We start from the raw sequence: 20,953 nt of genomic DNA, 5'->3' as shown, positions 1-20,953 counted from the left end.
TTCATTTTGTATCTTACTCATTATATTTTAGAGAAAGTTATAAGTCAATAATAATTATGAATTCATAAATAAACCTTGAAGTCTCGAAATTTTTCTTTATAATAGAGTATAGAAGAAAAAAAGGAGATGGGCAGTTGGATAGGCAAGAGATCATCTGTGAAACAGGAGAATATATATTTCATGTGAATATGCTGATGCACAGCAAGCTCATGAACTTTCAGAACATGGCCAAGATCTCGGAGCTTCCACCGAGCCACATCAAAGTGCTGTTTTTCTTGAAAAAGATGGGTGAAAAAACCATGAGTGAGCTGGCGAAGATCATGGAAGTGTCAAAACCGAACCTTACGCCCATTGTGGATAGGCTGCTGGAAGAAAAGCTCATTGCAAGGAAAGAAGCGCAGAAGGACAGAAGAAAACTGGTGGTGGAAATCACCAGGGACGGCGAAACGTTCATCCATATGCTCCATGAAAAAGCAAAAGAAAAGCTTGGAGAGAGACTTTCTGAAATGTCAGAGGAAGATCTCCTGAAGCTTCATGAGGCGACAAAAACCTTACAGGATGTACTGAAAAAATTATAGGGATGAAAAAAGAGGAGAGAAAGCGTAAAAGCGTTCTGTCCTCTTTTTGAGTCTCATTTTTTTAGATACCCAGCGCATCCAGGATCGGGCCCAGATCGATGAATCCTTGCATATCCATATAGTACAGTGCAAGAAGAACAATAATGGCGGTGAGTACAAATTTGAATGCTGATTTTACAATCTTAAGCACGGCCACCACGGCGATGATGGCCAGCACGATGATGAGATAATCCATGGCTTGAGCCCCCTTTAAGAGAAGTTTAATTATGAAAGGATATAATCCATTATAACATGAGGTTTCTGAAAGTCTTTACATTTTGATGGAGACAGGAAGGAGATAGAGGTGAAAGTAAAATGAAAATGCTCATCATTGAAGATGATAAGCTCTTGGCAGAATCCATTAAAGACTATCTTAAAGACAGTTTCTCTGTGGACCTGGCCAAGGATGGCGAAGAAGGCCTCTATGAGGCAGAAAAAGATATTTACGATCTGATTCTTCTGGACATCATGATGCCGGAAATGAATGGCTATGAGGTGCTGGAAGCTTTAAGAAAGCAAGGAATCTCCACGCCGGTGATCATGATTACGGCCAAGGATGGATTAGAAGACAAGATTAAAGGGCTGAAACTGGGTGCTGATGACTACATCGTCAAACCATTTTTCAGAGAAGAGCTTCTGGCAAGAGTAGAAGCGGTCCTAAGAAGAAGCGGAAGGCTTCTGGATATCGCCACCATCAAGTACCGGGACCTCACTTTAGAGAGGAAAACCAAAAGAGTGTTTTTAAGAGAGAAGGAGATTTTCCTTCAGGGAAAACAGTACGATCTTCTGGAATATCTCATCTCCAATAAGGACACCATCCTGACCAAAGAGCAGATTTTTGACAGAATCTGGGGCTTTGATTCGGACACCATGGTCAGTGTGGTGGAAGTGTATGTGTCGAATCTGCGTAAAGCACTGAAAAACTATGGGTATTCTTTACCAATTAAGACAGTGCGGGGCTTAGGATACATGTTTTCTGTGGAGGAAGAACCTGATGAAGAAGACAAAGCTTAGGATTCTTCTGACGTATGCTTCCATATTCTTTGTCATCATCTGCCTTTTTTCCATGAGTATCTTTATGTTTGTGTCTCACAATCAGATGAAGAAGGTGGATACAGACCTGCAGCTTTTTAAAAATGCCATTTTAAGAGTCTATGACAATGACCTTCATGTGGCACTGCCGCTGAATCCTAAGACCATCACCATTGTCCGAGAAGAAGATGGAAAGCTTGATATGAGATTTCCTGTATCGGAGTTTTATGAAGAGTCTTTAAAAATGTTTGAGCCATTTCCACTGGATGAAGTGAAAACCGTTGCCTATAAAGGTGGCCACTATAGGACCACCAGGTTTCAGCTGATGCTGGGAGAAGAGCTCCGGGATGTGCAGGTGCTTTATAACATCGATTCGGATATTAGGGTTCTGAACAGCTTAAAGAGTATCCTTGTGAATGGAAGTATTCTCATTATTTTTGCGTCCATTATGATCAGCTATGTGCTGGCCAACAGGACCATCAAGCCCATGAAAGAGTCCATTGAGAAGGAGAGAGCTTTTCTTCAGGATGCTTCCCATGAGCTGAGAACCCCCATTGCGGTGATTCAAAGTAGACTCGAGGGACTTCTTCGGAATCCAGAAGAGAAGATCATTGACCGGTATGAGTATATCGAGCCTGCTCTTCGGGAGAGCAGAAGAATCTCCAGAATGGTTTCGAACCTTATGATCCTTACCCGTGCGGATGCCGGAGCGACTTTGGATAAAATGGAAAGGTTTGACCTTCGGAAGCTGGGGGATGACATCGCCATTATTTATGGAGAATTTGCAGCCATCCAGAACAAAAAGTTTGTCTATACACCCAAAGAAGAAGTGATCATTGAAGGGAACTATGAGAATCTTCATCAGCTTCTGATCATTCTCATGGACAATGCTTTAAAATACACTAAGGATGAAGGGGTCATTGAGCTTTCCATCACCTCCACGAAGGACAAAGGCATCATTCGAGTGCTGGACAATGGCGTGGGCATCAAGGAAGAGAACCTGGATAAAGTGTTTACCCGGTTCTTCCGGGAGGATAAAGCGAGAAACAGAAACAATGGCGGTACAGGCCTCGGTCTTTCCATCGCCAAGTGGATTACCGACTGTCATGGCGGCACCATAAGGGCAGAACGGAGAAAAGAAGGCGGCACCATGATTGAGGTGCAGCTCCCAAAAGAAAACAAACTGAAAATAGGAAAAAACAGTTCCGAAAAGGAATCATAAGAAGAAAAAAAGCACTCTATAGAATGGGCGACCATCCGTAGAGTGCTTTTTGCGGCATCTGCTCATATAGATAGGATCCTTTCATTGCGTCAGGAAAAGAGAACGTAGGAGAGGCCGCCAATGAGCCCTGTGAGCCCAATGATGAACAAGGGATTCTTTTTATAACGGACCAGCAGGAAAAAGGAAGCGATGAGAAGAAGCAGAGAGAACCCACTGAAGTTCTGAAGGCTGAGAGCTTCCTGAGGTGTCTTTTTCAAAGCGACCTTTACAATGGCAAAGCCTGCTGCACCGATGAGTGCTGCAGAAGCTGGACGGAGCCCCCGAAGCACTTTTGCTAGTACAGGCAGATCTCTATACTTGTGATACAGTGACGCAAGGACAAGGACTAAGACAACGGAGGGGAAGATGACACCAAGGGTTGCAGAGATGGCACCTAGCGGTCCCGCCACCTTGGTGCCTACAAAGGTGGCAGAATTTACAGAAATGGGACCAGGAGTCATTTCTGCAATGGTGATGAGATCCACAAATTCAGAAAGCGTCAGCCATCCCTTCACCTGAACCGCCTGGTTTTCAATGAGGGGAAGGGCGGCCATACCTCCACCAAAACTGAAGAGGCCTATTTGGGCAAAACTGAGGAACAGTTCAAGATACAGCATCATGGGATTCACCTTCCTTTTTCATGGAGAGATCTGGCAGAAAGCCAGCCAGTGCAGAGAGAATGAGTACAGGTAGAATGGGCACTTGAAACAGAATCACCAGGACTAAGCTTGTGAAAAGAATCAAGGCAGATGTCAGGTTTTTCGATGTCAGGATGCTTCTAGTCATGGTATACACCACATGAAGGATGATGGCGGCAACCCCAGCCTGCATGGTGGAAAGAACTGCGGCAACCAGAGCATTGTCCCGGAAGGAAGCATAAAATAGAGAAATCAGAGAGAGCAGAAGAAGTGGGGGAAGAATGGTGCCAAGTACAGTAACAAGAGCTCCTTTGATGCCTTTCAGCTTGTACCCCAGAATCACAGAGGTGTTTACGGCAAGAGCACCGGGAGAAGACTGGGCAATGGAGATCATGTTGAGCATTTCCACATCGTCGATCCACTTCAGTTCCTCTACAAATTTCTTTCTCATGAGGGGCACGATGACATAACCTCCGCCAAAGGTAAAAGCGCTGAGCATAAAGGTTGAGGTGAACAGGGTTCTATATAAATTTTGGGGTTCTTTCATGAGAATCCCTCCTCTTTTTTGTTTCTTTCATGATACTCCTTGTAGATGTATAAGTGAAATAGTATAATTTATAAATAATCATAACGAAATTGTTATAGAGGTGAGAAGATGAAAGTACGGGATATGGAAATATTTCTTGCTGTGGCGGAGTCGGGCAGCTTCACCAAAGCTTCAGAAAAACTGTATCTGGCGCAGCCCAGTGTTTCAAGGACCATAAAGCAGCTGGAGGACCATTATGGGGTTCAGCTCTTTGAGCGTTTCGGGAAAAAAACACTGCTTACAGAAGCAGGAGAAACTTTTCTTTATCATGCGCGTCGCATGATCCATGAAAAAGAATCTTTGGAAGAGGCCATGAAAGACCATGAAAAAACCCTCCATCTGAGGATTGGATCCAGTCTGACCATTGGTACGTATATTCTTCCTCAGGTGGTGAGGCTGCTTCAAGAGAAGAGCAGCAGCATCAAGTTCTCGGTGCAGGTGGAGAACTCCCAAAGCATCATAAGGAAAATCAAGGAGAATCTTCTGGATGTGGGCATCATTGAAATTCCTTCATTAGACTCGTCCATAGACAGTAAAGTGATTCTAAGAGACCGGTTGGTGCCAGTCTGTTCTCCCAAGTATCATCTGGATTCCCATAGGATTTTTTCATGGCAGGAGCTTACAGAAGAACCGCTGCTGTTAAGAGAGAAAGGAAGCGCTGGAAGAGATCTTCTGGATGAGCGGTTCAGGAATATGAGTGGAGAGCCCACAGTGCTCATGGAGAGCAGCACCAATGAATCCTTGGTTTCTGCTGTAAGAGAGAATCTAGGGGTCGCCGTGCTGTCTCATTTCATCGTGGAGCCTTCCATCAAGCTGGGGCTGCTCCGGGAAATAGAGATGGAAGGAGAACCTTTCCTAAGAACCTTCCACCTGATCTGGCATAAAGATAAGTATATGAAGGAAGAAATGAAAGAAGCTTTGTCTTTCATTGAAAAAGAGATGGGGAAATGGATGTGACTCTTCCAAAGAGAATGGATAAATCCTAGGTGGGCTAAGTTTTTTCATTCGTTGTGATGCTCTTGGCACGGTTTCCAATTAAAGATATAATAGTAACGTTGTAAAAAAGTGGAAACTTAAGGGATAAAGGGAGAATTTTATGGAGAAATATAAATTAGGGCTTGTGAGCCTCGGCTGCGACAAGAACCGGGTGGATTCAGAAATCATGCTGGGCATGCTGAAAAACACCTATGAGATCACCGAAGAGCCTAAGGAAGCAGATATTATCATCGTGAACACCTGCGGCTTTATTGAAAGCAGCAAGCAGGAGTCCATCGACACCATCCTGGAGATGGCAGAATATAAGAAAGACTATAACTGTAAGCTTCTCATGGCTACTGGGTGCCTCACCCAGCGCTATGGGGAAGAGCTGTTAAAGCTCATGCCGGAGCTGGATATCATTCTTGGGGTGAACAACTATGGCTTCCTGGACCAGTATGTGGAAAAATTCATCAAGACCCGTGAACGGATCATGGCAGTGGATTATCTCGATTCTGGGATCAATGAAGGAGAAAGAATCCTCACCACTGGATTTGGTCAGACGGCTTACTTAAGAATTTCGGAAGGCTGCAGCAATCACTGCACCTACTGCATCATTCCGAAAATCCGAGGAACCTATAGAAGCAGACCCATGGAGAAAATCCTGGAAGAAGCAAAAACTCTTGCCGATGGGGGTGTTCAGGAAGTCATCGTGGTGGCACAGGATACCACAAGATATGGAACAGATCTTTATGGAAAGAAGACTCTGCCAGAGCTTTTGAGAAAGCTGAAGGAAATTGAAGGTATCAAGTGGATCCGTGTGCTTTATTTGTATCCGGAAGAGTTCACCGAAGAGCTCATTGAAGAGCTGAAGACCAATGAAAAGGTTGTGAAGTATCTGGATCTTCCCATTCAGCACATCAGTGATGGTGTTCTGAAGAGAATGGCCAGAAGAACCAAGAAAGAGGATCTTCTATCTCTCTTAAGAACCCTGAGAAATGAAATTCCGGATCTGGTATTGAGAACTTCACTGATTGTGGGATTCCCGGGAGAGACTGAAGAGGAGTTCAAAGAGCTCTATGATTTCGTGGACGAGATTGAATTTGACAAGCTGGGCGTATTCACCTATTCGAAGGAAGAAGGAACTGCAGCTGCACTCATGAAGGAGCAGATCCGTAAAGATGTAAAGGAACGCAGAAGAAATCTCATCATGGAAAGGCAGCAGGAAGTCAGCAGAAGAATTCTGGAACGTAAAGTAGGCAAGACCTATGAAGTCCTTGTGGAAGGAATGGGAGAAGACGGATATTATGGCCGCAGCTTTGAAATGGCGCCAGAAGTGGATGGCATGATTTTCATTAAGACAGAAAGAGAGCTTATGGTAGGTTCTTTTGTCAATGTGAACATCATAGAGGCGCTGGAGTATGACCTCGTGGGCGCCCTGGTATAGCTGCCTTTTTCAAGAAACAAATCATCAGCAGTATAAAATGAAAGCATAACAAAAGGGATTTGCAGCAAATCCCTTTTGTGTTATCCAGTATTATTTCTATTAAAAAAACAGCTCCGTGACAACGCCTGCCAAACCGACGAGGAAGCACATGATCCCGCCAAATTTGATATTGATGTCATAGAGCTCTGATGGACCAGAGACTTTCTCTGATTTCCAGGACTCGGTGAGTCTCCAAAACCAATCCGTCTTGAAAAACATTATTAATCCAAGTGACATGAGCATGACCGCTAAAACTATCATGGTGATCCCCCTTTGTTTTTACCAGTTTCTTGAAGAATGGATATTTTTATGTTTGTTTCAAAGTTCATCATAAGGATACTTGAGTTTGTATCTGTATATGTATAGTATACTGGATTTTGATGGATTATTCTTTATGAAAATTGAGTTCCAGTCATATAATAAAAGACCATGCATTTTTTGCATGGTCTTAGGTGATTTGAGGAGAGTTATTCCCGGTCCAGTATGGCTTTCAACCGTTCTTGGTCCAAAATGGTGATGTTTCTCTGCCCTTGAAGAGACAGAATTCCTTCATCCTGAAGAGCAGACAGCTTACGGCTCAGAGTTTCCTGGGAGGTGCCAATGATACTGGCGAGTGTTCCTTTACTGAAAGGCAGTTTAAAAGCTTTCAAGGAGAACTCTGTGGAAAGATCCAGGAGATACTTGGCGATGCGCTGCTCCACATCATAGAGTCCGATGGATTCCACGATATCAAGGATCTGCACATTTTTCTTGGCGTACTGCTCCAGGATTTTCAGTCCCATTTCCGGATGGGAAAGGATGAGCTCTTTGATGTCTTTTCCTTTTAAAATGCAGAGATTGGTTCGCTTCATGGCTTCTGCGGTGTTCAGGATGGGCTGACTGTCAAAAAGAGCATGTTCGCCCAAAAAGCTGCCGGGACCAAGAACGTGGAGAATCTGCTGTCTGCCTTGACTGGACAGCTTATAGATCTTCACTTCTCCCATATTGATGATATAGAGATTATCCCCAGGGTCACCAGGAGAGAAGATGAGTTCTCCTTTATCAAAGGTTTTATGGACGGATTTACTTAAAATCAGTCTCTTCTGTTCAAAAGTGAGGGAGTCAAATAAAGTGATCTGGTCAACACATGAGACTCCGTTTCTCTTGCAGCTGTCACAGCTGCATTTGCATCCAGTTTCAAGCAGCATGGCTTCACCTGTCCTTTTATGTCAATGATGAACTTGTCACCTATAAAAAACAGGATACCATAAGCATCCTGTTTTTACTATTCCAGAATCCCTTCTTTTTTCAGGAGAGACTCCAGATTGGATACTTTGTGAGACAGCATCCTGAATTTTTCTTTGATTTTTTCTTCTGCACTATCTTCTGTCAAAATAGCTTCCATTTCGGTTACGTCGGTTAATGCAGCTTCGATGTCTTCGTTGATTGCATCCAGTATTTCTTTTTTCATTCTACACCTCTAGTTTAATTCTTCTTGCTGTTCTCCAGTGACGGGATGTATAAAAGGGGCTCTGAAAGAGAATTCTCTTTCATGTCCACAGTCTTCACAGATACATAGGGTGATATTTTCAGGCTTTCCGCTGTCAAAGCGAAGACCTACCGATTCAGTGAGAAAGTTACCGCCGCAGAGTTCGCAGGGGGTATTGTTGATGATGATATATTCACTTTCCACAAACTTCATTACTTCATTTAAATTCACTTGAGATCCTCCCTTAGGAATAATTCTTCCCTATGTTAGCACTAAGATGCATTTTATGCAATAAAGATTATGGGGCTAAGGAAAAAAGATTTTCAAGTGGGTAGAGAAAATATGCTCCTTCCCCTATAATAGATAATATACTGAAAATTAGACCAATGGGAAATTTCAAATAGTTTATGTGTGTCTAGATAAGTTCTGCCATAAGGATTTGGAGAAGAATAAGTGGGTCAGACCGAGGATCTTCTTATTCTTCATCCTGATGGTACGGGGGAAATGTTGGGCTAATTTTTATCTTGTGGAGGTGAGGGAACGGTTGGAAAAAACAGTGCATTCTTTTGAAATCATCAATGAGCGCATTATCATTAAGAGAATAGACAAGTCTCTTCTTACCTATGGAGAAATCCGGATTCCCAATTACCTCAGGGATTTTTTCCATTTTCATGAGATGGAAAAGCATGACCGTTGGGACATTGAAATCACCTATAATCATACCCTTTATTACGGGGTACTGTACCTGGATGACTACAAGAGACTCCGGGGGAAGCTCCGATGGGGAAAAGAGCTCACGAGAGAGCTTAGAAATACTGCATCCAAATATATCTATGAAAGTTATGGTTATGACATCCGGGAAGAAAATGCGCCGCTTCTTCGCATAGAGAAGGTGGACAGGCTCATCTTCAGAGCGGATGTGATTTTTCCAGAGGAAGTGGAGAAGGATGCCAAGGAGTACATGTTTCATGAAGATAAATTCATCTATGGAGTGAAAGCCCGATATGAACTGGATCCGGATGTTCGGCTTAAGGTACTTAAAATCCATGGTGTCAGTTGTGGCATCTGCGGATTTAACTTTGAACATATCTATGGAGATGTGGCCAAAGGATACATACAGATTCATCAGATTGGCATGGAAGACAAGAATCTGGAGGAGCTTAATCTGGAGAAGGATTTTATTCCTGTCTGTGACAACTGCCATGGTATCCTTCACAGAAGCAAAGAAGTGGATCTGTCCGTGAAAGAGCTGCAGCAGATCATCAAGATTCAATCCGAACTTCATAAACTGGATAAGTAGAAAGTCTACCACATTGTATTGGTAGACTTTTTTCTATTATCAGATTATCGATGAATGTAAAGGATTTCTTATAAAGTAATCAATTTTTCAGGGAGGGTTTTCTAACTGATTCCCCTCTGTTATAATTGAGTATACGGACAAATAAAACTATTTGTAAATACACGAAGTACACAGGAGGTCGAAATGAGCAAAGCGTTAGAAAAGTTCCTATCAGAGAACCTGGACGATCTGAAGAGCAAAGGGCTGTATAATGAGATTGATATTCTGGAAGGGGCCAATGGACCCAAGATAAAAATTAGAGGAAGAGAACTGATTAATCTTTCTTCCAACAACTATCTTGGACTGGCAAACGATGAGCGTTTGAAGAATGCGGCAAAAGAAGCCACAGACAAATATGGCGTAGGTGCAGGTGCGGTAAGAACCATCAATGGTACCATGGACATTCATGATGAACTGGAAAAGACCCTTGCAAGATTCAAAGGCACGGAAGCTGCCATTGCCTTCCAATCCGGGTTCAACTGCAATATGGGGGCAATCTCTGCGGTGATGACGAAGAAAGATGCCATCTTGTCTGACGAACTGAACCATGCGTCTATCATAGATGGATGCAGACTATCCGGTGCAAAGATCATCCGTGTGAAGCATCAGGATATGGAAGATCTACGTGCGAAAGCAAAGGAAGCCATTGCTTCCGGACTTTATGAGAAAATCATGTACATCAGTGATGGCGTCTTCTCCATGGATGGAGATGTGGCAAATATTGATGGCATCGTAGAAGTATGTAAAGAGCTGGATATCATTTCCTATATAGATGATGCTCATGGATCAGGTGTCATGGGAAAAGGTGCTGGTACAGTGAAGCATTTCGGGCATGCCAAGAACATTGATTTCCAGATGGGAACACTGTCTAAAGCCATTGGCGTCGTCGGTGGATATGTGGCAGGAACCAAGGATCTTATTGACTGGCTGAAGGTTCGTGCAAGACCCTTCCTGTTCTCCACATCGTTAACTCCTGCCAATGCGGCAGCTTGTATTGAAGCCATCAGAATTATGGAAGAGGACCCAAGTCTTCATCAGAAGCTTTGGGAAAACGGAGATTTCCTGAAGAAAGAACTGAAAAAGCTGGGCTTTAACATTGGAGCATCTGCGACACCAATCACACCTGTAATCATTGGAGATGAGACGCTGACTCAGAAGTTCTCCAGAAGACTCATTGAAGAAGGAGTCTATGCCAAATCCATCGTCTTCCCTACAGTACCTATGGGTACAGGCAGAGTAAGAAATATGCCTACGGCTCAGCATACCAAAGAAATGCTTCTGGAAGCTGTGAGAATCTATGAAAAAATCGGAAAAGAATTAGGCGTAATATAAGGGAGAGCTACTATGAAAAAAATACTCATCACAGGTGCCATGGGTCAGCTGGGATCAGAACTGACCACTGTTTTACGAGATCATTACGGAGCAAGCAATGTTATTGGTACAGATATCAGAAGACCAGAAGAAGGGTCACCCCTTTTGGAAGGTCCTTATGAGCTGCTGGACGTTCTGGATGGACAGAGAATGGCGGAAATTGTGAAGAATGAAAAGGTGGATACCATCATCCACCTGGCAGCGCTTCTTTCTGCCACTGCAGAAAGAAATCCAAAGTTTGCCTGGGACATCAATATGGGTGGTCTGGTGAATGCTTTGGAAGTGGCAAGAGAAAACAATACAAGCTTCTTTACGCCAAGCTCCATCGGAGCCTTTGGACCAAGTACTCCAAAGAAGGATACGCCTCAGGATACCATCCAGAGACCAACTACCATTTATGGAGTAACAAAAGTTTCTGGAGAGCTTCTTTGTGATTATTATTTCCAGAAGTTCGGCGTGGACACGAGGGGCGTAAGATTCCCGGGACTCATCGGTTATGTGACACCTCCAGGAGGTGGAACCACAGATTATGCAGTGGATATCTACTATGATGCACTGAAGAAAGGTTCTTATGAATCTTACATTGACAAGGACACCTTCATGGATATGATGTATATGCCCGATGCGCTCAATGCCATCATCCAGCTCATGGAAGCAGATCCTAAGAAGCTGATCCATAGAAATGCATTTAATATTTCCGCCATGTCCTTTGATCCGGAGATGATTGCTGCGGAAATCAAAAAACACATTCCTGAGTTCACCATGACCTATCAGGTGGATCCAGTAAGACAAGGCATCGCAAACAACTGGCCGGACAACATTGATTTCACAGCAGCCATAGAGGAATGGGGATTCAAGACAGAATATGACTTGGCAGCCATGACCAAGGATATGCTGGAAAAGCTTCGTATCAAGCTTAATATCAAGGACAGGTAAGGGAAGATGAAAGAAGGTGAATTTATGGGCGATGAGCTCTATGTAGTCAACAGCAGAATTCTGCCGGAGATTTTCACAAAGGTACTGGAAGTGAAGACACTGATTCATACCGGAAAAGTGAAAGACATCAGTGAAGGTGTAAAGGCAGTGGGCATTTCTAGAAGTGCGTACTATAAATATAAAGATCATGTCTTTCTTCTTTCAGAAGGAAGCAAAGGAAGAAAAGCAACATTTTCTTTCCTGATCAGCCACGAGGCGGGCGTTCTATCCAAGATTCTGGAGACCCTCCGTCAGTTCAATGCGAATATCATCACCATCAACCAGGATATTCCGATCAATAATGCGGCAAGCATGAATCTCACTATTGATACTCAGGAAATGAACATTGGTGTGAAGGAGCTTCTAGACATTTTTGAGAAAGAAGAGTATATCATCACTGTTCAGCTGGTGGCAGTGGAATAATGAAACTAAAAAAGAGCACGAGGGTGCTCTTTTTTGCTGTGCTTTTTCAGTTGTTCAATAGGGTGTCATGGAATAATGGTGGCGTAAGGTTAGAATCCGGCTTCATAGTAGTACCAATGGGCTGCAATTCTCTCTGTGTACTCATAGTTGTCACCATTCTTCTCTTCCCATCTCCACCCGTTCTTTTCCTTGGTGAAGTTTGAGGCAGTGCCCTCATAGCCCACAGGTTGATCCTCACTGGTGTAGTAAAATCCAGCATATCTGCCACCAGGTGCGATGCCTGCACCTTTGCAGAAATACTCTATGATAAGACTTTCCCCATCATTTTTCCAGTACCTTAATTCCTGTACACCTTCAAGCTCAAGAATTCTCTCATAGTCCTCGCTTTCAATACTATCATTGAGGAAATCAAGATGATCTAGAACTAGTTCTTTCGTGTTCTTCTGGTCCTGGTATCGGCCATAGGAACCAGCAAGAGAAAGAAGGAGAACGAAAGCCAATAGGATGCCTGCAGCTGCAGCAAGCTTTTTCAACAGTTTAGTGAGTAAGTTATTTTTCACGGAACACCTCTCCTCTATGACAATATAGTTTTGAAGATGGATAGTATACAAGATTTAATAGTATTATCAAAAAGAGTATAACATATAGGGGGGGGGATATCCACTGATGAAAATCTGAAGACTTCATGAAAGATTGATAAAATAAAAAAGCAGTTCAAAAAATGAACTGCTTTGGAAATCGTCATTGGGTAAGTACTGTGTATACAAGTTAACTGATCTTAAAGCGATGCCGCAGATCTTCCATGACCTTTAGAATCATGAAAAGAAGTGCTGTGTCTATGGGGAACAAAAGAACGTTTTTCAGAACACGTGCACCGAGAAGCACAATGAAAGCATCTCCATACATCATGCTGAGCCAAAGAGTTGTAAGTCCCAGGTTGATGACAAGGGTCACCAGTAGGGAACTGAGTATAACGTTCAGAAGCGTTACCTTTCTTTTGTAGAAAAAGAACCCGTAGAAAACACCGATGAGAATGGCGTTCAGGGTAAATCCTGGGAAGAAGAACCCATTTGGCCTCACGATGAATCCCAATAGATCGCTGACAAAACCGATGACAGCGCCTACAAATGGTCCAAAGAGCATTCCGCCGGCGGCTATGGGCAGCGAGGAGAAACTGATCTGCAGGGTTGGACCCAAGGGGACTTTAAAGAAAGATAAGACGACGCTGATGGCGATGAGGACTCCACCGATGGTAACCACGGAGGTTTTTCTCATCTCCTGTGCGGACAACTTGACTGTGTGCATCATTTTTTCCAAAAAAATGACCTCCCTTATTATTGGTGATTCACCACATAAAGAGAAGACTCCTTGTGTGGCAACGGAATGCGGATGATGTACCGTAAACTGGTAAAGCAGTTTTTCGTCCAGTGGCAACTTCCCGTCCATCTGGCACTTAACGCACATCAACCTACTTTGCCTACTCTCATTGTATGCAATCCGGAAGACTTTTTCAATATTTTCACAAGAAATAACACAAGCGCGATTAAGTTTAGCCCAATTAATTGAGAGGGAGAAATCAGAATGCACAGAACTCTTATAATCGTACGGGTTCAGTACTAGTTTTTAATGAAATAAACCAGATTTCAGTATTTTCTGGGTTTTAGATTTTTTCAGCTGTGATACAATCAAGAAAGAAGACTATCGTATATTTGAGGAGGATGTCATGAAAGATTTTCATAAGAACAACCGAAGCCGCATTGCGGATGGAATGAAAGAAGGGTCTCTGCTGCTTCTTTTTGCAGGGGAAGCGCCTAAGAAGTCTGCGGATGCAGCCTATGACTTCACACCAAACAGAAACTTCTATTATATGACAGGTATAGAAGAGGAGCATGTAATCTTAGCCCTGAGAAAAACCGCTGGAAAAGTGGAAGATATTCTTTTTATCAAAAGAAGAGATCCGGTCCTGGTGAAATGGGTAGGAGAAACCATATCTGAAGAAAAAGCAAAGGAAGTATCTGGAGTGGAGGAAGTAAGATTCCTGGATACCTTTGAAGGTTTCCTAAATCAGAGTATTTTTAAAGATGATCTTTCCAGAATCTATCTGGATCTTGAGAAAGACAGTTATGGAAGCCCAGATACAAAGGGTGTCCTGTTTGCAAAAGAAATTTCGGCCAAGTACCCTCAGGTGCGTGTGAAGAACATCTATAACGAAATCTGCAAGCTGAGAGTATATAAGACAGAAGAAGAGATTGCCCTCATGAAGAAGGCCATTGCAATCACCAAGGAAGGGATTGGAAATCTCATGAGAAATGCCAAGCTTGGTATGAAAGAATATCAGCTGGAGGCTCATTTCAATTTCACCCTGAAGAGTCATGGCGTGAAGGACTTTGCCTTCACCACCATCTGTGCTGCGGGGCAGAATGCTACAGTGCTGCACTATGTAGCAAATGACGCAGAAGTGAAGGAGAACGATCTGGTGCTTCTGGACCTGGGTGCACAGTATGGCTATTATAGCGCTGATATTTCAAGAACCTTCCCTGTGAGTGGTAAGTTCACCGAAAGGCAGAGAGTGTTCTATGACATCGTCCTGAAAGCCCATGATGAAGTGCTGAAGATTTTGAAGCCAGGTGTTCCTTATGCAAGAATCAATGAACTGGTTCATGAGATCTATGCAAAAGAACTGAAAGCTCTGGGACTCATCGAAAAGGATGAAGAGGTGAGAAAATATTATTATCACAATACCTCTCATTTTCTGGGACTGGATACCCATGATGTGGGCAGAAGAGAAGGTCTCCTGGAAGAAGGTATGGTCATTACAGTGGAGCCTGGTCTCTATATTGAAGAGGAAGGCATTGGCATCCGGCTGGAAAATGACATCCTGATCACAAAAGATGGCATGGAGAATCTCTCCAAGGACATTCCAATCCGTCCTGAAGAGGTAGAAGCCTTTCTTGCAGGCAGATAAATAATGAAAAAAGACATGAGCTATAATTTTTCAGCTCATGTCTTTTTTGCAGTGAGGGCAAGATTCTGGGATTCTTCCTTTGATGCTGATGAGAGGTTTCTTGCAGTGGGGGCAGCGGTAATAAAGCGCGTACTGCAGCAGTCCCATAAGAAGAGTCCCGATGGCCAGATAGCTGAGCACTTTTCCTAGAGAGCCACTACCTTCTCCTAGGGAAGCGGCTAAAGTGTAGAAAATGACCCCGAGAAAAAGTCCTGCCAGGAAAATATAATGACTGATTTTATAATTCATCAAATGCGGTTCCTTTCTTCTCTTTTTTATATCAGTATATCATGTTTAAAATCTGGAGAAGAAATGAAAAGCAAAAAAGAATGATCTCTTCCATAGAAAAGATCATTCTTTGTGGTGCAGATAACAGGAGTCGAACCTGCACGAAGTTTCCCCCACTAGCACCTGAAGCTAGCGCGTCTGCCAATTCCGCCATATCTGCATATTCTGTTTAAAACCTACTATACTGTTATATCAGTGTTCATAGGGTTTTGTCAAGGATTTATTTCTTGACGGTGAAAAAAATAATGGTGGAGACGATGGGACTCGAACCCACGACTTCCACACTGCCAGTGTGGCACTCTCCCAGCTGAGCTACGCCCCCAAACAAATTATATTATATAACAGGAACGGGAAAATATCTATAGGAAAGGAGATAAAAATTCATCAAAGCTTGATAAAGCTTGATAAAGCTTGATAAAATCTTGAATCGCAGATGCTCCTTCCAAAGAGCGGACTGATTTCTCCTTGGACAGCAGAGGTTTTTCCGGGTTCTATCAGGTTCTGCCAGGAGGAAGAACAAAAAAGAAGGAATCATTGCATATTTTCATCTTCTTTGCTAGAATAAAGTACGATATATAGACGAAGAAGAGAAGAGTACAGAATGGATGATTTTCAGAGAGCCTCCGGGTTGGTGCAAGAGGGGTAAATAGGAAATTCTGGAAGATGGCCTTGGAGTCTTGCATCTGAATAATCAGGATGCACGGATGCCACCGTTAAAGGGCAGGGTGATAAGGAGTCACCTTTTGAGGCAGTCTTGCTGTGAAGCGGCTGCAAAGTAGAGTGGTAACACGTTGTAAAACACGTCTCTATGATCTGGATTCAGATCATAGAGACTTTTTTGTTTGTAACATTGAACTGATTTAGGAGGAAGGATTCATGAAGAAAACCTATTACATTACAACCCCCATTTACTATCCATCAGCAAACCTGCATATCGGAAATACGTATACCACAGTGGCAGCTGATGCACTGGCAAGGTACAAGAGGAAAGACGGCTTTGATGTGATGTTCCTCACTGGAAGCGATGAACATGGCCAGAAAATCCAAAGACTGGCAGAAGACAAAGGTGTGACCCCTAAAGAGTATGTGGACCATATCGTTGCAGGCATCAAAGATCTGTGGAAACTCATGGACATCAGCTATGACAAGTTCATCAGAACCACCGATGCGGATCACATCAAGGTAGTTCAGGATATTTTCAAGAAGCTTTATGACCAGGGAGACATCTACAAGAGCGTTTATGAAGGATGGTACTGCACACCAGATGAATCCTTCTGGACAGATTCACAGCTGAAGGATGGCAAGTGCCCAGACTGCGGACGAGCAGTAGAAAAGGCTAAGGAAGAAGCCTACTTCTTCAAAATGAGCAAATATGCAGACAGGCTCATCAAGCACATCGAGGATCATCCTCATTTCATTCAGCCGGAATCCCGAAAAAATGAAATGCTCAACAACTTCTTAAGACCGGGTCTTCAGGATCTTTGTGTATCGAGAACCAGCTTTAACTGGGGCATTCCCGTGACCTTTGATGAGGGGCATGTGGTCTATGTATGGATCGATGCGCTTTCTAACTACATCACAGCTTTGGGATATGGCTTAAATGACGACACATTATATAAGAAGTACTGGCCCGCTGATGTGCATCTCATTGGAAAGGATATCCTAAGATTCCATACCATTTACTGGCCCATCATGCTCATGGCTTTAGATATCGAACTCCCCAAGCAGGTGTTTGGCCACGGCTGGCTTCTTGTGGATGGTGGAAAGATGTCCAAATCCAAAGGAAATGTGGTGGACCCAGTGGTTCTTGTGGAGCATTTTGGCGTGGATGCGGTGCGTTACTTCTTATTAAGAGAGATTCCTTTCGGCAGCGACGGACTTTTCAACAATGAAACCTTCATCAAGAAAATCAACTCCGACCTTGCCAATGATCTTGGAAACCTTCTGTCCAGAAGTGTCTCCATGGTGGACAAGTATTTTGAAGGGGTCATTCCAGAGAGATGTGACGAAGGAGACTTTGACAAGGATCTGGTACAGCTTGCAGAAAAGACCAGTGTACTCGTTGGAGAAGCCATCGATACACTGAAGATTCCAGAGGCGCTGAGCCATATCTGGACCCTCATTGGCAGAGCGAATAAGTACATTGATGAAACTACACCTTGGATTCTTGCAAGAGATGAAGAAAAGAAAGCAAGACTTGGGGGCGTACTGTACAATCTGGTGGAGACTTTAAGAATTGTCGCCGCTCTTGTGGAGCCGTTCCTGCCTACCACAGCGCAGAAGGTCAAAGAGCAGATTGGCGCAGAAGATATCTCCTTTGAAAGTGTGAAGAGCTTTGGTGGAACCAAGGCGGGCGTTTCCGTAGCCAAGGGGGAAATCATCTTCCCTAGAATTGATGTGGAGAAGAAGCTGGAAGAGCTGGATGCACTGAATGCTTCTCAAGCACCTAAGAAAGATGTGAAGCCTTTAAAGGAAGAGATTACCATTGATGATTTTGCAAAGCTTGATCTTCGTGTGGTGAAAGTGCTGGAATGCGAACCGATCAAGGGAGCCAAGAAGCTTCTGAAGCTGAAAGTGGATCTTGGAAATGAGATCCGACAAGTGGTGTCCGGCATCGCAGAGCACTACGAGCCAAAGAATCTCATTGGAAAGAAAGTAATCCTTGTAGCGAACCTGAAACCTGTAAAGCTTAGAGGGGAACTCTCCCAGGGGATGATCCTCGCTGCTTCTGATGAGGACGCTTTATCCATTGTCTCACTGGATAAAGAAATGGAAGAAGGAACTATAGTCAGTTAAATCCAATCTCTACATATATAGGAAAGGAGGTTCTGCGCGTTGAAGAAGTGCTATGAGCCTCCTTTTTCCATAGACGAGATTGGAGAGTGAGGGGGGAATGAAACAAAACTCTAGAGTTCTGTAATATTTTGGCAACGGGTTCTGTTATTATCGTGGAAAGGGAAAGATGTGAATTCGAGCTTTTCATTTTGATGTGCACAATAATTCATGGTACACTGAAAAAGGACTCATTTTTTAGTGTGTACGACCAAGAAAAGTAAAAAAACAGTGCGAAAAAGGGTCCAATTATGACAAAAAACTTACGAAATAGAGACGTTTTAGAAAATTAATAGCTGTGAAGAATCCTTTACAAGTGGAAAAGTCCTTGAGAATCAATGGGTTTTTATAATTGTGTACAGATGATGAACATTCGCTTAATATGTTTACAATTCGTACATGAATGTAAAGTTTTCACTTCACAAGTGAAGAGCAGGAGGAAGGTTATGGAGAAGATTTTTGATTCCCATGCGCACTATGATGATGAGCAGTTTGATGAAGATCGGGAAGAGCTTCTGAAAGAAATGAAGGAAAATGGTGTAGGAGCCATCTTAAATATGAGTTCCGATTATGCCTCCGTCAAAAAGACCGTGGAGCTGGTGGAAAACCATGACTATATTTATGGTGCTGTTGGGATCCATCCGGAGCATGCGGAGGAGTATAATGAAGAAGTGGAAAAAGAGCTTCTGGAAATTTTAAAGAGAGATAAATTTGTTGCAGTTGGAGAAGTGGGGCTGGATTACTACTGGGAGTCAAATCCACCCAAAGAGGTACAGAAAAAAACCTTAAGATCTCAGTATGAGATAGCGAAAACCCTTGGGATTCCAATTATTTTGCATGATCGAGAAGCCCATGAGGATGTACTTTCTATGGCGAAGGAATACAAAGAGGTCACTTCTGTTTTTCATTCCTATTCTGGAAGTGTGGAGATGGCAAGAGAGATCATAAAGATTGGAGGTTATCTGGGGATTTCAGGAGTACTAACCTTCAAAAATGCGAGAAAACTACCGGATGTGGTAGCTGAAATTCCATTGGAAAGACTTCTTATTGAAACCGATGCCCCTTATATGGCTCCAGTGCCCTATAGAGGAAAGAGAAACCGTTCTGATTATCTTTATGGTGTTGCGGAAAAGATCGCAGAGATCAAAAACATCTCAAAAGAAGAAGTGCTGGCAGCAACGGAAAAGAACATGAGAAAACTCTTTCAGATTTAGCACGAGGACTTGTGAAGAATATCGTTAACAATTTATTCATATTTAAAATATTTAATAGCGATAATCGTTGAGCGTCAATGACTATCGCTATTTTTTGACACCGATTTGAGGCGCGGATATAATAGGTCCGTAGCTCAAAGGAGGGTAATATGAAAAGATATTTTTCAAAGAGTGTATTCATTGCCCTGTTTGCAGCCGCTGTAATTATGACAGTGGTCATTGCTGTAGACAGTATGATGAAGAACATTACAATTGTTATCGATGGAAAAGAGCAAGTAGTATCAACATTTAAAGACACTGTTGAGGAAGTTTTGGCAGAAAATGGAATCACCATTGCTGAAAAAGACAAATTAAGCAAAAATACAAACGAATCCTTAGGGAAAAAAGATATGATCCAGATTGACCGTGCAGTTCCTGTGCAGGTATCAATTGATGGGACAGTAACATCTTATTTGACCCCAGAGAAAACCGTAGGCGCTTTTTTTGAAACTGAGAATATTGCTGTAATGGAAAAGGATAAAGTATCCGCATCCCTGGAAGACGAAGTAACTAGTGGCATGAAGGTCAATATTGACCGTGCTGTTGGGGTGACTTTGATTGCAGATGGCAGCGAGGTAACTTATTTAACACCAGAAAAGACTGTAGGTGCATTTTTCACTGCAGAGAATGTAGTGGTCAATGAACTGGATAAGGTCTCTGCTACCATGGAAGATGCCATTGCAAACGGCATGGCCATCACCATCGTACGTGTCACCACAGAAGTGGTGGAGGAAAACCAGAGCATTGCGTTTGCTGTTCAGGAAAAGAAGGACAGCACCATCGACAAGGGAAAGACTGTTGTAAAGCAGGAAGGCGTCAAGGGTGAACGTATCGTCACCAAGAAGCTGACCTTTGAAGACGGAGTTCAAGTAACAGAAGAAGTTCTTTCCACAGAAGTGCTGAAAGAAGCTGTGGATAAGATCGTGCATGTGGGTACAAAGAATACCGCTGTCTATGCGAAGAAGCCATCAACCTCTTCTCTGGCAGCATCTAGAGGATCCGCACTGCCAAGCTCTCTGAACTATTCCAGTTCATTCAGAGTTGTGGCCACAGCTTATGCAGGACATGGCATCACAGCAACCGGAACAAAACCTGTGAGAAATCCCAATGGATGGTCCACCATCGCGGTGGATAGAAGTGTGATTCCGCTGGGTACAAAAGTATATGTTGAAAATTACGGATATGCCATCGCAGAAGATGTGGGCGGAGCCATTAAAGGCAATAAGATCGACATCTATGTGAACAGCACTGCAGAAGCATACCGATGGGGACGTAGAACCGTCACCATTTACATTCTAGAGTAAATCTCGAGATAAGACATCCCAAAAGGGCTGAGAAGTGTTATGCTTCTTGGTCCTTTTTTAGGGGTTTTTTATTTTATCTGTTATAATAAAGGGTAGAAATT

At 43.1% G+C, this 20,953-nt stretch carries 23 protein-coding genes, 2 tRNA genes, 1 riboswitch and 1 other annotated feature; of the genes, 13 read left to right on the top strand and 12 right to left on the bottom strand.

Annotated features, from left to right (window positions below):
* The first annotated feature begins 134 nt into the window (after positions 1–134).
* Positions 135–578, top strand: a complete 444-nt coding sequence (locus T487_RS0105445) for a MarR family winged helix-turn-helix transcriptional regulator (RefSeq protein ID WP_031575027.1) — start codon at positions 135–137, stop codon at positions 576–578.
* A 61-nt stretch (positions 579–639) separates the two neighbouring features.
* Here T487_RS0105445 and T487_RS16390 read toward each other — a convergent pair whose 3' ends face one another.
* Positions 640–813 (bottom strand): hypothetical protein, encoded by a 174-nt coding sequence (locus T487_RS16390; RefSeq protein ID WP_155953243.1) that lies wholly within the window; start codon positions 811–813, stop codon positions 640–642.
* Between the two features lie 119 nt (positions 814–932).
* Here T487_RS16390 and T487_RS0105435 point away from each other — a divergent pair, with 119 nt between their 5' ends.
* Together T487_RS0105435 and T487_RS0105430 are read left to right on the top strand one after the other, a co-directional pair.
* Complete coding sequence (locus T487_RS0105435) at positions 933–1,631, top strand: response regulator transcription factor (protein WP_031575024.1); 699 nt, start codon at positions 933–935, stop codon at positions 1,629–1,631.
* The gene (locus T487_RS0105430) at positions 1,612–2,871 is read left to right on the top strand and encodes a sensor histidine kinase (protein WP_051651536.1); all 1,260 of its coding nucleotides are present in this window, start codon (positions 1,612–1,614) and stop codon (positions 2,869–2,871) included. The genes T487_RS0105435 and T487_RS0105430 overlap by 20 nt, the downstream gene beginning before the upstream one ends.
* 89 nt (positions 2,872–2,960) lie before the next feature.
* Here T487_RS0105430 and T487_RS0105425 read toward each other — a convergent pair whose 3' ends face one another.
* Both T487_RS0105425 and T487_RS0105420 read right to left on the bottom strand, forming a co-directional pair.
* Positions 2,961–3,530 (bottom strand): chromate transporter, encoded by a 570-nt coding sequence (locus T487_RS0105425; RefSeq protein WP_341349276.1) that lies wholly within the window; start codon positions 3,528–3,530, stop codon positions 2,961–2,963.
* Entirely contained in the window at positions 3,514–4,095 is a 582-nt protein-coding gene (locus T487_RS0105420; protein WP_036909225.1) for a chromate transporter, read from the bottom strand. The genes T487_RS0105425 and T487_RS0105420 overlap by 17 nt, the downstream gene beginning before the upstream one ends.
* A gap of 108 nt (positions 4,096–4,203) precedes the next feature.
* Here T487_RS0105420 and T487_RS0105415 point away from each other — a divergent pair, with 108 nt between their 5' ends.
* Both T487_RS0105415 and rimO read left to right on the top strand, forming a co-directional pair.
* Positions 4,204–5,091: a LysR family transcriptional regulator gene (locus T487_RS0105415; RefSeq protein WP_031575012.1), complete on the top strand. Its 888-nt coding sequence runs from the start codon at positions 4,204–4,206 to the stop codon at positions 5,089–5,091.
* Positions 5,092–5,230: 139 nt separating this feature from the next.
* On the top strand, positions 5,231–6,556 hold the full coding sequence (gene rimO, locus T487_RS0105410) for a 30S ribosomal protein S12 methylthiotransferase RimO (RefSeq protein WP_031575008.1): 1,326 nt from the start codon (positions 5,231–5,233) through the stop codon (positions 6,554–6,556).
* Positions 6,557–6,655: 99 nt separating this feature from the next.
* On the opposite strand, the gene T487_RS0105405 is transcribed toward rimO, so the two are convergent.
* The 4 genes from T487_RS0105405 to T487_RS0105390 form a co-directional block, all read right to left on the bottom strand.
* Complete coding sequence (locus T487_RS0105405; protein ID WP_031575005.1) at positions 6,656–6,856, bottom strand: DUF6199 family natural product biosynthesis protein; 201 nt, start codon at positions 6,854–6,856, stop codon at positions 6,656–6,658.
* A gap of 206 nt (positions 6,857–7,062) precedes the next feature.
* On the bottom strand, positions 7,063–7,782 hold the full coding sequence (locus T487_RS0105400; protein WP_051651535.1) for a Crp/Fnr family transcriptional regulator: 720 nt from the start codon (positions 7,780–7,782) through the stop codon (positions 7,063–7,065).
* A 77-nt stretch (positions 7,783–7,859) separates the two neighbouring features.
* Positions 7,860–8,045 carry a hypothetical protein gene (locus tag T487_RS0105395; RefSeq protein WP_031574999.1) on the bottom strand — a complete coding sequence of 62 codons (186 nt, stop codon included), beginning with the start codon at positions 8,043–8,045 and terminating at the stop codon, positions 7,860–7,862.
* A 9-nt stretch (positions 8,046–8,054) separates the two neighbouring features.
* Complete coding sequence (locus T487_RS0105390) at positions 8,055–8,294, bottom strand: hypothetical protein (protein ID WP_031574995.1); 240 nt, start codon at positions 8,292–8,294, stop codon at positions 8,055–8,057.
* A 313-nt stretch (positions 8,295–8,607) separates the two neighbouring features.
* Between T487_RS0105390 and T487_RS15805 the strand changes: the two genes are divergently transcribed.
* The 4 genes from T487_RS15805 (at position 8,608) to T487_RS0105370 (ending at position 12,171) form a co-directional block, all read left to right on the top strand.
* Entirely contained in the window at positions 8,608–9,363 is a 756-nt protein-coding gene (locus tag T487_RS15805) for an HNH endonuclease (RefSeq protein ID WP_051651534.1), read from the top strand.
* A 183-nt stretch (positions 9,364–9,546) separates the two neighbouring features.
* A complete protein-coding gene (locus T487_RS0105380; RefSeq protein ID WP_031574989.1) occupies positions 9,547–10,734 on the top strand; it encodes a glycine C-acetyltransferase in 1,188 nt (395 codons plus the stop codon).
* 12 nt (positions 10,735–10,746) lie between these two features.
* Positions 10,747–11,709, top strand: a complete 963-nt coding sequence (locus tag T487_RS0105375) for an L-threonine 3-dehydrogenase (RefSeq protein ID WP_031574986.1) — start codon at positions 10,747–10,749, stop codon at positions 11,707–11,709.
* Between the two features lie 24 nt (positions 11,710–11,733).
* The gene (locus tag T487_RS0105370) at positions 11,734–12,171 is read left to right on the top strand and encodes an ACT domain-containing protein (protein ID WP_031574984.1); all 438 of its coding nucleotides are present in this window, start codon (positions 11,734–11,736) and stop codon (positions 12,169–12,171) included.
* A gap of 89 nt (positions 12,172–12,260) precedes the next feature.
* Here T487_RS0105370 and T487_RS15800 read toward each other — a convergent pair whose 3' ends face one another.
* Complete coding sequence (locus T487_RS15800) at positions 12,261–12,731, bottom strand: hypothetical protein (RefSeq protein WP_051651533.1); 471 nt, start codon at positions 12,729–12,731, stop codon at positions 12,261–12,263.
* A gap of 208 nt (positions 12,732–12,939) precedes the next feature.
* A complete protein-coding gene (locus T487_RS0105360; RefSeq protein WP_081827573.1) occupies positions 12,940–13,479 on the bottom strand; it encodes a folate family ECF transporter S component in 540 nt (179 codons plus the stop codon).
* A gap of 66 nt (positions 13,480–13,545) precedes the next feature.
* Positions 13,546–13,649: riboswitch (THF riboswitch) on the bottom strand.
* A gap of 245 nt (positions 13,650–13,894) precedes the next feature.
* Between T487_RS0105360 and T487_RS0105355 the strand changes: the two genes are divergently transcribed.
* Positions 13,895–15,136, top strand: a complete 1,242-nt coding sequence (locus T487_RS0105355) for an aminopeptidase P family protein (protein ID WP_031574976.1) — start codon at positions 13,895–13,897, stop codon at positions 15,134–15,136.
* Positions 15,137–15,166: 30 nt separating this feature from the next.
* On the opposite strand, the gene T487_RS0105350 is transcribed toward T487_RS0105355, so the two are convergent.
* The 3 genes from T487_RS0105350 to T487_RS0105340 form a co-directional block, all read right to left on the bottom strand.
* On the bottom strand, positions 15,167–15,424 hold the full coding sequence (locus T487_RS0105350) for a hypothetical protein (protein ID WP_031574973.1): 258 nt from the start codon (positions 15,422–15,424) through the stop codon (positions 15,167–15,169).
* A 112-nt stretch (positions 15,425–15,536) separates the two neighbouring features.
* Positions 15,537–15,623 (bottom strand) — tRNA-Leu (locus T487_RS0105345).
* An 86-nt stretch (positions 15,624–15,709) separates the two neighbouring features.
* A tRNA-Ala gene (locus tag T487_RS0105340) sits at positions 15,710–15,785 on the bottom strand.
* A 251-nt stretch (positions 15,786–16,036) separates the two neighbouring features.
* Positions 16,037–16,274 (top strand) — a binding site (T-box leader).
* 65 nt (positions 16,275–16,339) lie between these two features.
* Between T487_RS0105340 and metG the strand changes: the two genes are divergently transcribed.
* The 3 genes from metG to T487_RS15795 all read left to right on the top strand — a co-directional run bounded on the left by metG (position 16,340) and on the right by T487_RS15795 (position 20,852).
* Complete coding sequence (gene metG / locus T487_RS0105335; protein WP_031574970.1) at positions 16,340–18,259, top strand: methionine--tRNA ligase; 1,920 nt, start codon at positions 16,340–16,342, stop codon at positions 18,257–18,259.
* 482 nt (positions 18,260–18,741) lie between these two features.
* Entirely contained in the window at positions 18,742–19,509 is a 768-nt protein-coding gene (locus T487_RS0105330) for a TatD family hydrolase (RefSeq protein WP_031574968.1), read from the top strand.
* A 149-nt stretch (positions 19,510–19,658) separates the two neighbouring features.
* A complete protein-coding gene (locus tag T487_RS15795; protein WP_051651532.1) occupies positions 19,659–20,852 on the top strand; it encodes a 3D domain-containing protein in 1,194 nt (397 codons plus the stop codon).
* Positions 20,853–20,953: the final 101 nt, after the last annotated feature.

It is taken from the genome of Proteiniclasticum ruminis DSM 24773, from assembly GCF_000701905.1.
In the GTDB taxonomy this organism is placed as follows: Bacteria; Bacillota; Clostridia; order Clostridiales; family Clostridiaceae; genus Proteiniclasticum; species Proteiniclasticum ruminis.
The sequence above is the reverse complement of the archived record's forward strand: the minus strand, read 5'-3'. Positions and strand labels throughout refer to the sequence as shown.